This window comes from Eubacterium sp. ER2 (genome assembly GCF_000765215.1).
GTDB classification, from domain to species: domain Bacteria; phylum Bacillota; class Clostridia; order Lachnospirales; family Lachnospiraceae; genus Claveliimonas; species Claveliimonas intestinigallinarum.
The window spans coordinates 17,489-31,458 of sequence record NZ_JPJE01000040.1 but is presented as its reverse complement, the minus strand read 5'-3'; the positions used below and the strand labels follow the sequence as shown (position 1 = coordinate 31,458).

The window sequence follows — 13,970 nt, the reverse complement described above, 5'->3', positions numbered from 1 at the left end:
AAAAGGGGAGCGCATTTTCAAGAAATGCCTGGTCTTCTTGTACGGTCATAGGTGTGATACCTCCTGTGTGTTTATGCTGGTATCATTTTAGTACATTGCCGGGAAAAGAACAAGTTTCGTTTACAGTTACTGTCATTAGGTTTGATTTGCATTATACGAAAGAGGTTTGTTATGGTTGAAAAAGGAGTTGTAAATGCGAGATTTCAGATCCCGCACCTGAAGCATATTGAGTATGTCCTGGCCGCGAAAATGCGGTGCCGGAAGCTGTACATCGGGATCACCAACCCGGATCCCTCCTGCGTGAGGGAGTCGGTGAACGATGAGATACGCTCCACGCCGGCGGCCAATCCGCTGACCTATCTGGAGCGCTATGAGATGATCCGGGGAGCCATGGAGGAGTTCAATGTGCCCCTTGGCGATTATGAGATCGTCCCCTTCCCCATCCACCGCCCCGAGTACATCACCCAGTATACGCCCTCCGACGGGGTCTACTATCTGGGGATCTGCGACGGCTGGGACGAGGAGAAGCTGAAGATCCTAAAGGGGCTGGATCTGAAGACGGAAGTCCTCTGGCGTCGCAGCAAGGAGGAGTGCGGCGTCACCGGCACCTGGATCCGGAGCTGCATCGCCACAGGCCAGGAGTGGGAGCATCTGGTCCCCCGGGCCGTATATCAATACATCACAGAGCACGGCATTGAGGAGCGCATCCGCCGCCTGTTCAACGAAGAACGCTAATTTGGGACGTAATACTTTTTAAAAGTATTACGTCCCAAATTGCGTTTTTTCGTTAGTTTAAAAAATGATTTTTTGTGAGAAATTATTAAAAAATGATAAAGAATTATCTTCATGTGTTGACTTACTATGGGCATATCTCTAGAATATCCGTTAGATAACTAATGAAAAGTGAGGTGTTATTTTTTTGGACAGCAGAAATATGCCTATTCAGATGCTTTTGATGAAGAGCGCGCATTTGCTGAAATACCAGACGGTCTCACTGCTGGAGCGGTTTGACATGAACCTGGGGCAGGCGGCGATCCTGTTTATCCTGAAACGGTACGGCAATCTGACGCAGCGTCAGCTCTCCGGGAGGGTAGGCATCACACCGCCCTCCATGAATGTGGCTCTCCGGAAGATGGAGGAGAAGGGGCTGGTCAAAAAGGAGGCAGATCCGGACGACCAGAGAAAGACCCGGATCCATCTGACAGATATGGGAAAGAGCCGCATAGAGGATCTGAAGCAGCTCTTCCGGAAGACAGAGGAGATCACCCTGCAGGATTTCCGGGAGGAGGAAAGGCTCCTCCTGCGGAGGTTTCTCGTGCAGATCGAGGAGAATATCATGGACTCCAAGGAGCTGAAGGACATGGATCTAAGTGAAATCATGCGCCGGCTGCATCCGGAAAAGAATTTTTAACCCAGAGCAAAAAAGGAGTGACAAGTATTTATGGGAAAACTATTAAAATTTCTGAAACCACATGCAGGTACTGTGCTGGCTATCCTGTGTGTACTGGTCGTGCAGGCATGGTGCGACCTGTCTCTGCCGACCTACACGTCGGATATCGTAAATGTGGGAATTCAGCAGGGAGGCGTGGACGAGAGCGTGCCGGAGCAGATCGCTGGCGACGAGCTTGAACGGCTGCTTCTTTTTGTCCCCTCCGACGAACAGGACACCGTGCGGGAAGCCTATGAGGAGGCCAAAGCAGGGGAATATGACTACGACGGCACAGTTCTTGAACTGAAGGAAACGGTAAAAGACAGCACAGAGGAGCTGGATGACCTGGCGGAGATCATGGGCAAACCCATGCTCCTTACAGCAGGGTTTGAGAGCGGCAGCGACACCTCCAAATCCATGGAGGAGACCATGCGCCAGCAGATGCAGGCCCAGGCCGGCGTGGATTTATCGGATATGACCATATTTGACATGCTGGAAATGATGGACTCTGCCGCGAGAGACCAGGTGGTGGCACAGATGGACGAGAGCATGGACAGCATGCCGGACACCATGGTAGAGCAGGCGTCCACTCTCTATATCCAGTCCGCCTACGAGGAGCTTGGCATAGACATGGATGCTATGCAGACCGACTACATCCTGGTCACAGGCGGAAAAATGCTCGCCCTGGCGGCGCTTGGCATGCTGGCCAGCATCACGGTGGGACTTATGGCCTCCCGGGTGGCGGCCAGCGTGGGCCGGGAAACCAGGGGAAAGGTCTTCCAGAAGGTGGTCGGATTTTCCAATGGGGAATTCGACAAATTCTCCACAGCGTCCCTTATCACCAGGAGCACCAATGATATCCAGCAGATCCAGATGCTGACGGTCATGATCCTGCGGATGGTGCTGTACGCTCCCATCATGGCGGTGGGCGGCATCTGGAAGGTGCTGAACACAAATGTGGATATGACCTGGATCATCGCTCTTGGCGTGGCTCTGATTTTCATGGTAGTGATCGTTCTCTTCCTTGTAGTCATGCCCAAGTTCAAGATCGTCCAGAAGATGGTGGATCGGCTGAACCTTGTTTCCAGGGAAATACTGACAGGCCTGCAGGTTATCAGGGCCTTCGGCACGGAGCGGTACGAGGAGGAGCGGTTTGACAAGGCCAATAAGGATCTGACAAGGCTGAACCTGTTTGTCAACCGGGCCATGACCTTTATGATGCCTGTCATGATGTTGGTGATGAACGGCATCTCCGTCCTCATTGTCTGGACCGGGGCCCACAGCGTCAACGATGGCACCATGCAGGTGGGCGACATGATGGCCTTTATCCAGTACACCATGCAGATCATCATGTCCTTCCTCATGATCTGTATGATCTCCGTCATGCTGCCCAGGGCCGCCGTGTCCGCGGAGCGTGTGGCTGAAGTGCTCCGCAGCTCCACCTCCATCAGCGATCCGGAGAAGCCGGAGAAGGTGGGGGACTGCCGGGGAGAAATCTGCTTTGACCACGTGTCCTTCCGCTATCCGGGGGCTGAGGAGGATGTGCTCCAGGATCTGAGCTTCACCGTCCGCCCCGGACAGACGACAGCCATCATAGGAAGCACGGGAAGCGGAAAATCCACTCTCGTTAATCTGATCCCGCGATTTTACGACGTGACAGAGGGAAAGATCACGCTGGACGGCCACGACATCCGCAGCATCACCCAGCACGACCTGCGTGCCCAGCTGGGCTATGTGCCCCAGAAGGGTGTGCTCTTCTCCGGTGACATCGCGTCCAACATCCTCTATGGAAATCCGGACGGAACTCAGGAGGAGATGGAGGAGGCAGCTCAGATCGCCCAGGCCACAGAGTTTATCAATAACAAGAAAAAGAGATACGAAAGTCCCATTTCCCAGGGCGGAGCCAATGTGTCCGGAGGACAGAAGCAGAGGCTTTCCATTGCCAGGGCCATTGCAAAGCACCCGAAGGTATTCATCTTTGACGACAGCTTTTCTGCCCTGGACTATAAGACAGACGCAGCCGTCCGGGCAGCCCTTGCCAGAAAGACAAAAGAGGCGGCGGTCATTATCGTGGCCCAGAGAATCAGCACGATCCTCCACGCAGAGCAGATTATTGTCCTGGACGATGGAAGGATCGCGGGCATAGGCACGCACAGGGAGCTTCTGAAAAGCTGTGAGGCATACTACCAGATCGCTGCCTCTCAGCTCTCAGAGGAAGAGCTGGCAAAAGATATGAAGGAGGCGGTCTAATATGGCAGAGACAAGACAGATAAAACGACACGGCCACATGGGCGGCGGAAGACATATGATGCCCGGAGAAAAGGCGAAGGACTTCAGGGGCACTATGAAAAAGCTGCTGGAATATTTGGGAAGCTACAAGATCGCGATTCTCTTTGTCATGATCTTTGCGGTGGGCGGAACAGCCTTCAACATCATCGGGCCGAAGATCCTGGGAAACGCCACCACAGAGATATTCAACGGCCTTGTGAGCCGGGTCTCCGGAGGGGACGGCATTGATTTCGGCAAGGTGGGGCGGATCCTTTTAAGCGTCCTGGCCCTCTATCTGGTGAGCGCGGTGCTCTCCTTTATACAGGGCTATATCATGACCGGGATTTCCCAGAAAATGACATACCGGCTGCGGAAAGAGATTTCCGAGAAGATAGGCCGCATGCCTATGAAATATTTTGACAGGATGACCCACGGCGAGATCCTGTCCCGCATCACCAACGATGTGGACACCCTGGGACAGAGCCTGAACCAGAGCGCCACCCAGGTGATCACCTCCGTGACCACCATCATCGGTGTCCTCGTGATGATGCTCAGCATCAGCCCTCTGATGACGGTCATCGCCATCCTGATCCTTCCCCTGTCCATGTGCCTGATCTCCGTCATCGTGAAGCACTCACAGCGGTACTTCAAGGATCAGCAGGAATACCTGGGCCACATCAACGGCCAGGTGGAAGAGGTGTACAGCGGACACAATATTGTCAAGGCATTTAATAAGGAAGAGGACATTATCAAGACATTTAACGACACAAACACGATCCTCTACCAGTCCGCCTGGAAGTCCCAGTTCTTTTCCGGTATGATGATGCCCATCATGCAGTTTGTGGGAAATCTGGGGTACGTGGCAGTGTCCATTCTGGGCGGGTATCTGGCCATCCGTAATACCATTCAAGTGGGAGATATCCAGTCCTTTATCCAGTATGTGCGGCAGTTCACCCAGCCCATCCAGCAGGTGGCCCAGGTGGCAAACATGCTCCAGTCCACAGCAGCAGCCTCAGAGCGAGTCTTTGAGTTCCTGGACGAGGAGGAAGAGGAGCAGACAGTTCCCAATCCGGTGTCCACGGAAAACCTGGAGGGCCGGGTAGAGTTCGACCATGTACACTTTGGCTATAACCCGGACCACATTATTATCAACGATTTCAACGCAAAGGTGGAGCCGGGCCAGAAGATCGCCATTGTAGGTCCTACCGGCGCCGGAAAGACGACCATGGTAAAGCTGCTCATGCGGTTTTACGATGTAAACAGCGGCTCCATAAAGATAGACGGCCACGATCTGCGGGACTTCAACAGGGGTGAGCTGCGCAGGATGTTCGGCATGGTGCTCCAGGACACCTGGCTGTTCAATGGCACCATCGAGGAAAATATCCGCTACGGCCGGCTTACAGCCACCCACGAGGAGGTGGTGGAGGCGGCGAAGGCAGCCTATGTGCACCGCTTTGTGCAGACCCTCCCGGGAGGCTATGACATGGTTCTCAACGAGGAAGCAAGCAATGTGTCTCAGGGCCAGAAGCAGCTCCTCACTATCGCAAGAGCCATCCTGGCAGACCCCCGGATCCTGATCCTGGACGAGGCTACAAGTTCTGTGGATACAAGGACAGAGGTGCGGATCCAGAAAGCCATGGACAATCTCATGAAGGGAAGGACCAGCTTTATCATCGCCCACAGGCTGTCTACCATCCGGGACGCGGACATGATCCTTGTCATGAAGGATGGAGATATCATCGAACAGGGAAGACACGAAGAGCTCCTTGCCAAGAACGGCTTCTATGCGGAGCTGTACAATTCACAGTTTGAGAAGAGTGCCTAATCGGCACAAAAGGACGCGTTTCGCGGAACCCTATTGCACGACATAAAACCTTATGTTAATATTTCTTATGTCGACAGCATATCTAATCGCATCTGCAGATGTCACATCTGAAGCGAGAGCCAAAAACAAAAGGACACAGCCGGCGCCGCCGCATACGGGCAGAGCCGGCTGTGTCCTTTTGTGCTCTTCAGCCTGAAAAATCAGATAAACAGGGAAAAGATGACTGTGATAATGCCGCAGATGCCGATGGCAAGTCCGCTCATGGCCCCTTCCGTCTCCCCCATCTCCAGCGCCTTGGAGGTTCCTACCGCATGGCTGCAGGCCCCGATGGCAAGACCCGCCTCGAGAGGATCCTTTACCCGGAAGATCCGGACAAAGAAGGGGGCCAGTATACTTCCCAGTGTTCCGGTGATGAGGACAGCTACCACTGTCACAGGCACCACGCCGGAGAAACGCTCCGTGATGCTCACGGCAATGGGCGTGGTGACGGACTTGGACAGCAGGGAGTGGGTAATTTTCTCATCCAGGCGGAAGAGGGTGCACATCAGGTAAATGCTCCCCATGGATGCCAGGGAGCCGCAGGTGCAGCCCACCAGGATGGGAAGCCAGTGCCTCTTCAGAAGCCGGATCCTTGTGTAGATGGATACAGCCAGACAGGCTGTGGCCGGCGCCAGGAACATGTTGATGATCTCTCCGCCTTCGTTGTAGGACTCATAGGGGATGTCGAATAGGAGGAGAACGCCGATGATCAGCACGATGGCTGTGAGCAGCGGACTGCAGGCGGTCAGCCCCGTCTTCTTCTGCAGCTTTTCCCCGGCCCAGAAGGCCAGAATGCTCAGAAAAATACCAAAGAGCGGCGACGAAAATACTTCTTTCACGATCTGTCCCTCCTGTTCATCAGCCGCATGGTCAGACGGATGCTCCAGGCTGTCACGGCAAAGGTGATAACGGTAGAGACTACACAGACGACAAGAAGAGGCACAAGGCTGCTCTTTAAAAGGTCCAGGTAGTTGATGATGCTGACTCCGGCAGGTACAAAGAAAAAGGCCATATTGGACAGGAGAAAGTCGGATTTCTCCTGTATATGCTCAATCCTCAGGATGCCAAGGAGCAGGCAGAGAAAAAGGAGGATCATTCCGATAATGCTGGCGGGAAAAGAGAACGGGAGAGCCGCCTCAATGACCAGGCCCAGCCAGCAGATCAGAAAAATGATGCCCACCTGTTTGATGATTTTCATACAATCCCTTCTTTCGTAGTTACTCAATTTCAGTATTATACAGGAAAGTTGCATGGGCCGCAAGGGCGGCTTTCAGAGACTTTCCCGGGCTGTGGGGGTATGGTATAATGACCACATCGTGGTTAATATACCTGCGCATAGAGCGGTTTCTGCGGAACCGCAGAAATCCGCTGCGCGGCCACGGTATTACAACTTTACAAAAAAGGAGGAGCGTACACCATGCGTTTTTTTCATATATCAGATCTCCATATTGGGAAGCATCTGCACTACTATGACCTGAAGGAGGATCAGCGGTATATCCTGGACCGGATCGCCGACATGGCCCGTGAGCGGAGGCCCGACGCCATCGTCATCGCCGGGGACATCTACGACCGGTCCGTTCCCTCCGCTGAGGCGGTCTCTCTCTTTGACTGGTTTCTCACCAGGCTGGCGGAGATCCGGCCCGCTATCCCGGTGCTGGCCATCGCGGGGAACCACGACTCGGCGGAGCGGCTGGACTACGCCAGCTCCATCCTGGGCAGGCAGCATATCCATATAGCCGGCAGGCCCCCCGCAAAGGAGGGGGAGAGGATGAAGAGGGTGACTCTGGAGGACGAACACGGGGAGGTGCATTTTTATCTGCTCCCCTTTGTAAAGCCCGGGTATGTGCGTCCTGTCTTCCCCCAGGATCAGGCCCCTGAGGATTACGACGGGGCGGTCCGGGGACTTGTTGACAGAGAGGAGATCGACACCTCCGTGAGAAACGTCATTGTCACCCACCAGTTCTACACGGCGGCTGGGGTCTCTCCTCTGGCTGCCGGGTCGGAGAGTGTCCGGGTGGGAGGACTGGACAATGTGGATATCTCCGCTCTTTCCCCCTTTGACTACTGTGCCCTGGGTCACATCCACAGGAGGCAGCAGGTGGGGGAGGGTCCTGCCTGGTACTGCGGGACGCCTCTGAAATACTCTGTCTCTGAGAGCAGGGATGAGAAGACGCTGACCCTGGTGGAGTTGGGGGAAAAGGGTACGCCCCCTGTGCGGACAGAGCTGCCTCTTGTGCCTCTGCGCGACGTGCGGGAGGTAAAGGGTACGCTGGAGGAAATCCTGGCCGGCGCCGCAGAGGAGATCCGGCAGGACTATGTAAGCGTCACCCTGACAGATGAGAAGGCCCTCTATGAGCCGGTGGATCAGTTGGAGAGAGTCTTCCCAAGGCTTCTCCAGGTGCGGCTGGAAAATCTCCGGGCCCGCCTGTCAGGAGAGGAAAATCTCCGGGACCTGGAGCCCCGCGACCCTCTGCAGGTGTTTGGACAGTTTTTTGAGGAGATGCAGGACCGTCCCATGGATGAGGAGGAAGAGCAGATCATGAGAGAGATATTTAAGGAGGGGATGGAATGATTCCACAGAGATTAGTTATGTCGGCCTTTGGATCCTACGCCGGGAGGGAGGAGATCGATTTTTCAGAGGCAGGACCCGGCATTTTCCTCGTGACCGGGGACACCGGCGCGGGGAAGACCACCATTTTTGACGCCATCACCTATGCTCTCTATGACCAGACAAGCGGGGGCAGGCGGGAGGGCCGGATGATGCGCAGCCAGTACGCGGCGGAGGACACCCCCACCTTTGTGGAGTTCTCATTCCAGTACAAAGGGCAGGATTACCGGATCCTGCGGAGCCCGGAATACGAGAGGGCAAGCCGCAGAAGGGGGAAGGACGGGGAGAGAAAAATGACCCTGGAGCGGTCCTCCGTCACCCTCTTTCTCCCCGACGGCACGGAGTTTACGGGGAAAAAGGCGGAGACAAACCGGAAGATCGTGGACATCATCGGCCTGGACGCGGGGCAGTTCACCCAGACAGTCATGATTGCCCAGGGGGAATTCCTGAAGCTTCTGTCTGCCCGCTCTGATGAGAGGAGGGAGATCTTTTCCCGGATTTTCCAGACAGACCTCTATGCCCGGGTGGAGCAGAGGCTTCACGAGGAGGCCGGCGCCCTCTACGGGCAGATGAAGGATATGGAGAGGCAGGAGGAGCAGGAGCTGTCCCGCCTCTTCTGCCCGGAGGCTGAGGGCCTCCCCGAGAAGCTGGCGGAGGCTGCCCTGCCAAAGGAGCGGCTGGAGGCAGTCCGGCAGATCTTGCAATACGGGAGATCCCGGGAGGCAGCTGCAGAAAAAAAGATCCGGGAGCTTGACGGGGAACTTGATAAGGTGAACCGGGAGCTGGCTGTGGCCCAGGAGCTGAACAGCCGCTTCGCCCGGCTGGCGGAAGAGAGAAGGAACCGCGCGGAGCTTCAGGCAAAAGCCCCCTCTGTGGAGCAGCGGAAAGGGAGACTGGAGAGAAGCCGGGAGGCGGCTCTGGTCTGTGAGATTTATGAAAGGCGGCAGGAGGCGTCCAGGCAGAGGCAGTCTCTGGAGAAAGAAATCAAAGGCATACAGGAGAAGATCCTCCAGGCGGGACATAAGAGGGAAGCCCTTCTTAAGAGAAAGGAGAAGGTGCTCCTGGAGGAGAAGCGCTGCCGGGAGGAGTACCGATCCCTGACAGAGCAGATTGCCCGGGTGACAGACCAGGCGTCCCGGCTCTCCGGCAGCCGGGCACTCCTGCAGAAGTGGGAGAGTCTGGAGGTACAGGCTGCCGACCGAAAAAAACGCCTGCGGGAGCTGAGACAAAAGCTGCCTCTTCTTAAGAAGGAGGAACAGAGAAGGGATGACTGCGCCCGGGCCTTTGAGGAGAGCCGCCAGGCCTATCAGCAGGCCGCCGACGCCTACCTGGCCTGCAACGAGGCCTTCCTTCTGGGACAGGCGGGTATCCTGGCCAGGGATCTTGAGGAGGGGAGCCCCTGCCCTGTGTGCGGTGCCCTCCATCACCCCGCTCCCGCCGCCCTGCCGGAGAGAACCCCGGACCAGGCGGAGGTGAAAGCGGCCCGGAGGAGACGGGACGAGGCGGAAGCAGAGAAGGACAGAAGGCAGCAGCTTCTTCTGGAGGCGGGGCAGCGCTGCACCGCCCGGCTACAGAGTCTCCTCGCGGAAGGGAAAAATGTGGTTGGGGAGGAGTTCTCACTTGAGAGTGAGGATCCGGAGAGGCGCCTTGACCGGGAGGAGAAAAGAAGAGACCAGGAGCTTAAGGAGTGCCGCCGGCAGAAGGAGGAGGCCGGGCAGCAGGTTGGAAAGCTGGAGGAGCTGGAGAAGGCAAGGCAGTCCCTCGCCGGGCAGCAGGCCGTCTGCTACAAAAGGCAGGAGGAGCAGCAGAGGGAGACTGCTCTCGCAGATGAGAGCCTCCGCTGTCTGGACCAGTCTGTCAGCCAGGCAAAAGGCGAGGAGGCGGCCCGCCAGGCCGCCCGGGAGGAGACGGCCGCCCGGGAGGCGGCTCTTGCGAGGGAGGCCCAGAAGGCGCTGGAAGAGTCCCCCTTTGAGACAGAGGACCAGTGCCGGGGAAGCCTCCTTGCGGAGGAGGAAAAAGAAAGGCTGGAGAACGATCTGGAGGATTACCGGCAGAAGTGCATAGAGGCTGACGCCCGTGTGAACGCCCTGGAGGAGCAGCTGGACGGGAAGGAGCCCGCCAGGACAGAGAGCCTGGAGGAGCAGAAAAAAGTCCTGGATGAGAGCAGGCGGGAGGCGGAAGAGGAGCAGAGAAGGTGGTACAGCAAAAATGAGAACAACCGGGAGGCGGGGGAGCGCCTGAAGAAGATCTACGGGAACAACCAAAAGCTCCAGGAGCGCTGCGCCCGGCTGCGGCTTTTGGATCAGACCGCAGGAGGCTCCCTTCCAGGCCGCCCCAAGATCGATTTTGAGGCCTATGTGCAGCGCCGCTATTTCCAGCAGATCATCGCCTTTGCCAACCGCCGGCTGGAGACCATGACAGGCGGGAATTTCGTGCTGCGGTGCCGTTCCATGGAGCAGCTTGGCAACCGGGGCAGTGTGGGGCTGGACCTGGATGTGTACAGCCTGGAGACGGGGAAGCTCCGGGACGTGCGCACTCTCTCTGGTGGTGAGTCCTTCATGGCAGCCCTGTCCATGGCCCTTGGCATGGCGGACGTCATCTCCCGCAGCGCCGGAGGTATCCAGATGAAGGCCATGTTTGTGGACGAGGGCTTCGGCTCCCTGGACGAGTATTCCAGAGAGCAGGCCATAGGGGTGTTAAGTGAGCTGGCCGGGTCGGACCGGATGATCGGCATCATCTCCCACGTGACAGAGCTGAAGGAGAGCATTGACCGGCAGCTTGTGGTCACAAAGACAAAACGGGGCAGCCACGTACGATGGAGCCGTTAGGTCAGGGAAGAACCGCTAAAACCTTTTGCTTATCCGCTCTGTGTGAAGTATAATAAAGACAGAAGATAAAGAAAGGAGCTGATCCATATGACAGACCATACCATCATAACCATTGGACGCCAGTTTGGGAGCGGCGGCCACGAGATTGGGAACAAGCTGGCACAGCGGCTGGACATTCCTCTCTACGACAGAAATCTGATCCATATGGCGGCCCAGGAGATCGGCATCAGCAACGAGGCTGCGGAGAATATCAACGAGACCTCTCTTGGCAGGTTTTTGTCCTCCTATGTGGTGAGCCTGGGGGATTACACCACCTTTATGAGCGGAGAAAATGTGGAGCCCTTAAGTGAGCAGATGTACCGGGTGCAGACAGAGCTTGTGAAGAAGCTGGCTGCCCGGGGCTCCTGCGTCATCGTGGGCAGATGCGCGGACTATATCCTGGGAGACTACAGCAACTGCATCCACGTGTTCATCCACGCCTTCAAGGAGGACCGGATACGCAGGATTTCCCGGATCTACAAGCTGAACGACAAGCAGGCCTGGGACAAGATCAGGAGGACTGACCGGGAGAGAAGACTCTACTATGAGACCCATGCGCAGAGACCCTGGGGCAGCATCGAGTCCCACCAGATCCTCTTCAACGCCAGCCTTATGGGCGTGGACGGGATCGTGGACGCGCTGGAGGCCATTTACCGGGCGCGGCAGAAGTAAGACATAAGACACAGAACAAAAAAGGAGACAGAACACATGCTTTTTATCGAATATCCAAAATGCAGCACATGCAGACGGGCCAAAAAACACCTGGAGGACGCAGGGATCGCGTTCCAGGACCGGCACATTGTGGAGGACAATCCCACGGAGGAGGAGCTGACAGAGTGGATCCGGATGAGCGGCCTGCCGGCGAAGAGATTTTTTAACACAAGCGGCATGAAATACAGGGAGCTGGGACTGAAGGACAGGCTCCCGGACATGAGCGAGGAGGAGCAGATACGCCTCCTGGCAGGCGACGGCATGCTGGTCAAGAGGCCCCTCCTCATAGACGGGGAACGGGTCCTTGTGGGATTTAAGGAAAAAGAGTGGACGTTTTAGGAGAGGATATCCGTGAAGAGTATACTGCTTGTTGAGGATGATGAGAGCCTGAACCAGGGCATCACACTGAAACTGAAAAAAGAAGGATACCGCGTTTCTTCTGCCTTCTCGCTGGAGGAGGCAGAAGAACTTTTTGACTCTGCCGCCTGGGACCTCCTCATCTGCGACGTGGGCCTGCCGGACGGCAGCGGGCTGGATTTCTGCAGGAGAGTGCGCCGGGTCAGCGATGTGTACATCCTGTTCCTGACTGCCCTGGACTCAGAGATTGACATGGTGACGGCCTACGACCTGGGGGCGGACGACTACATGACCAAGCCCTTCAGCCTTATGGTGCTTGTCTCCAAAGTCCACGCTTTCATGCGGAGGACCAGGGAGGCTCCCGCTTCCCGCATCGTCTCCGGCGATATCCTCCTCTCCCTGCGGGAGATGAAGGCCTTCCGGCAGAGGCCGGAGGGGGGAGCGGAGCCGGTTCCCCTGAGCAAAAAAGAACTGCAGCTTCTCCTGCTCCTGATGGAAAATGCCTGCCAGATCCTCACAAAGGAGCAAATACTGGAGCGGGTGTGGGGCGCGGAGGGTCAGTTTGTGGATGACAATACAGTGCCTGTCAACATCAGCCGTCTCAGGGGAAAGATTGGAGGCAGCTATATTCAGAATGTAAGGGGGATTGGCTATATATGGACCGAAGAAAGCTTCAGAGAGTAGTCCTGCCCGCGGGACTGCTCTTTTTTATACTGTTTTTTATACTGGTGGCCCTGGGAGATCTCCTTCACACAGCCGGGGAGGCTGTGAAGGCGGAGGAGCAAAAGAAGCTGGGCGCCCTTGTCAGGGAACACCCGGAGTACGAGGACAGCTATGCCCGGATCATGGGCGGGGATGCCCCGGATGACGCCTCCGGGCTGGGAGAGCGGATTATGGAGAAATACGGCTATGAGGCCCGGGACGGCGGGGCCTACAGGGAAGTCCGCCGTGATCTTTTCCTTGTCGGCGGACTTCTCGCAGGCGGTATGACAGCAGCCTGCCTGGCGGCGCTGCTGGCCCTCCGGGCTCAGAGAAGGGCGGAAGAAGAAAGGGAGCGCCTGGAGGAGAAGCTGGGAGAGCTGCGGCTCCGTGAGGAGGGCACCAGGGAGCGCCTCATCCGGGAGGAGCAGGAGACAAAGTCTCTGGTGACGGATATTTCCCACCAGCTCAAGACTCCCATCGCCGCCCTCAGGATGAGCCTGGAGCTCAAGGAAACTACAGAGCTGACGGAGGAGGAAAAGAGGGAATTTTCCGGCAGAGAGCTCCAGGAGGTGGCAAAGCTGGAGGAGCTTTTGCACGGCTTTACCCAGCTCTCCAGGCTGGAGACGGACATGATCCGGATTTGTCCCCGGATGGAGGCAATCCGGGAAACTCTCGCCGGGGCAGTGGGAGCCGTCTATATGAAGGCCTTCCGCCGCGGCATCGGCCTGTCTCTGGAGGAGTCCCGGGACCGCCGGATCCCACACGATCCAAAGTGGACGCGGGAGGCCTTTGTCAATATCCTGGACAATGCGGTGAAGTACTCCCCGGAGGGCACGTCCGTCACCGTGCGGATGTCTTATCTTGCCTCTGCTGTGATGATCGAGTTCGAGGACCAGGGGATAGGCGTGCCCCAGGAGGAGGCTCACCGGATCTTCCAGAGATTTTACAGGGGCAGCGCCCGGCAGGTCCAGGAGGGGGAGGGGGCCGGCGTGGGGCTCTACCTGGCCCGCCGGATCCTGGAGGCCCAGGGAGGCACTATCTGTGTGAAACGGGGCCGCCAGGGAGGCAGCAATTTTATCGTGACCCTTCCTTACAATTCTGTTATGAATTCTGTAAGCGTTCTGTAAGCAGGGCATACTATACTGGTACCAGAGTCGAAAAAGG

Annotated in this window: 12 protein-coding genes; 10 read left to right on the top strand and 2 right to left on the bottom strand. The window is 56.7% G+C overall.

Going from position 1 to position 13,970, the window contains the following annotated elements; translation table 11 throughout:
- Nucleotides 1–171 precede the first annotated feature (171 nt).
- From NI21_RS0113540 to NI21_RS0113525, 4 genes are all read left to right on the top strand, one after another.
- Nucleotides 172–735 carry a nicotinate-nucleotide adenylyltransferase gene (locus NI21_RS0113540; RefSeq protein ID WP_033126741.1) on the top strand — a complete coding sequence of 188 codons (564 nt, stop codon included), beginning with the start codon at nt 172–174 and terminating at the stop codon, nt 733–735.
- A gap of 184 nt (nt 736–919) precedes the next feature.
- Complete coding sequence (locus NI21_RS0113535) at nt 920–1,411, top strand: MarR family winged helix-turn-helix transcriptional regulator (protein WP_138304710.1); 492 nt, start codon at nt 920–922, stop codon at nt 1,409–1,411.
- Nucleotides 1,412–1,441: 30 nt separating this feature from the next.
- Nucleotides 1,442–3,679, top strand: coding sequence for an ABC transporter ATP-binding protein (locus NI21_RS0113530; protein ID WP_033126739.1), 2,238 nt, complete (start codon nt 1,442–1,444; stop codon nt 3,677–3,679).
- Between the two features lies 1 nt (nt 3,680).
- Complete coding sequence (locus NI21_RS0113525; protein WP_033126738.1) at nt 3,681–5,522, top strand: ABC transporter ATP-binding protein; 1,842 nt, start codon at nt 3,681–3,683, stop codon at nt 5,520–5,522.
- Nucleotides 5,523–5,722: 200 nt separating this feature from the next.
- Here the strand turns inward: NI21_RS0113525 and NI21_RS0113520 are convergent, their stop codons facing one another.
- Nucleotides 5,723–6,400: an LrgB family protein gene (locus NI21_RS0113520; RefSeq protein ID WP_033126737.1), complete on the bottom strand. Its 678-nt coding sequence runs from the start codon at nt 6,398–6,400 to the stop codon at nt 5,723–5,725.
- Nucleotides 6,397–6,759: a CidA/LrgA family protein gene (locus NI21_RS0113515; RefSeq protein ID WP_033126736.1), complete on the bottom strand. Its 363-nt coding sequence runs from the start codon at nt 6,757–6,759 to the stop codon at nt 6,397–6,399. Before NI21_RS0113515 ends, NI21_RS0113520 begins: the two co-directional genes overlap by 4 nt.
- 219 nt (nt 6,760–6,978) lie before the next feature.
- Here NI21_RS0113515 and NI21_RS0113510 point away from each other — a divergent pair, with 219 nt between their 5' ends.
- The 6 genes from NI21_RS0113510 (at nt 6,979) to NI21_RS16150 (ending at nt 13,933) form a co-directional block, all read left to right on the top strand.
- Nucleotides 6,979–8,133, top strand: coding sequence for an exonuclease SbcCD subunit D (locus NI21_RS0113510; protein WP_033126735.1), 1,155 nt, complete (start codon nt 6,979–6,981; stop codon nt 8,131–8,133).
- Nucleotides 8,130–10,997 (top strand): AAA family ATPase, encoded by a 2,868-nt coding sequence (locus tag NI21_RS0113505; protein WP_081958098.1) that lies wholly within the window; start codon nt 8,130–8,132, stop codon nt 10,995–10,997. Before NI21_RS0113510 ends, NI21_RS0113505 begins: the two co-directional genes overlap by 4 nt.
- A gap of 87 nt (nt 10,998–11,084) precedes the next feature.
- Nucleotides 11,085–11,708: an AAA family ATPase gene (locus NI21_RS0113500; protein ID WP_033126733.1), complete on the top strand. Its 624-nt coding sequence runs from the start codon at nt 11,085–11,087 to the stop codon at nt 11,706–11,708.
- A gap of 36 nt (nt 11,709–11,744) precedes the next feature.
- Nucleotides 11,745–12,086 (top strand): arsenate reductase family protein, encoded by a 342-nt coding sequence (locus NI21_RS0113495; protein ID WP_033126732.1) that lies wholly within the window; start codon nt 11,745–11,747, stop codon nt 12,084–12,086.
- A 12-nt stretch (nt 12,087–12,098) separates the two neighbouring features.
- Nucleotides 12,099–12,788 (top strand): response regulator transcription factor, encoded by a 690-nt coding sequence (locus NI21_RS0113490; protein WP_033126731.1) that lies wholly within the window; start codon nt 12,099–12,101, stop codon nt 12,786–12,788.
- Nucleotides 12,761–13,933: a sensor histidine kinase KdpD gene (locus NI21_RS16150; protein ID WP_052084122.1), complete on the top strand. Its 1,173-nt coding sequence runs from the start codon at nt 12,761–12,763 to the stop codon at nt 13,931–13,933. The genes NI21_RS0113490 and NI21_RS16150 overlap by 28 nt, the downstream gene beginning before the upstream one ends.
- Nucleotides 13,934–13,970: the final 37 nt, after the last annotated feature.

Excerpts from the sequence above, each read along its gene's own strand:
- NI21_RS0113500 (WP_033126733.1), top strand. The coding sequence starts at position 11,085 with ATGACAGACCATACCATCATAACCATTGGACGCCAGTTTGGGAGCGGC.
- NI21_RS0113515 (WP_033126736.1), bottom strand. The coding sequence starts at position 6,759 with ATGAAAATCATCAAACAGGTGGGCATCATTTTTCTGATCTGCTGGCTG.
- NI21_RS0113525 (WP_033126738.1), top strand. The coding sequence starts at position 3,681 with ATGGCAGAGACAAGACAGATAAAACGACACGGCCACATGGGCGGCGGA.
- NI21_RS16150 (WP_052084122.1), top strand. The coding sequence starts at position 12,761 with ATGGACCGAAGAAAGCTTCAGAGAGTAGTCCTGCCCGCGGGACTGCTC.
- NI21_RS0113540 (WP_033126741.1), top strand. The coding sequence starts at position 172 with ATGGTTGAAAAAGGAGTTGTAAATGCGAGATTTCAGATCCCGCACCTG.
- NI21_RS0113505 (WP_081958098.1), top strand. The coding sequence starts at position 8,130 with ATGATTCCACAGAGATTAGTTATGTCGGCCTTTGGATCCTACGCCGGG.
- NI21_RS0113510 (WP_033126735.1), top strand. The coding sequence starts at position 6,979 with ATGCGTTTTTTTCATATATCAGATCTCCATATTGGGAAGCATCTGCAC.
- NI21_RS0113495 (WP_033126732.1), top strand. The coding sequence starts at position 11,745 with ATGCTTTTTATCGAATATCCAAAATGCAGCACATGCAGACGGGCCAAA.
- NI21_RS0113530 (WP_033126739.1), top strand. The coding sequence starts at position 1,442 with ATGGGAAAACTATTAAAATTTCTGAAACCACATGCAGGTACTGTGCTG.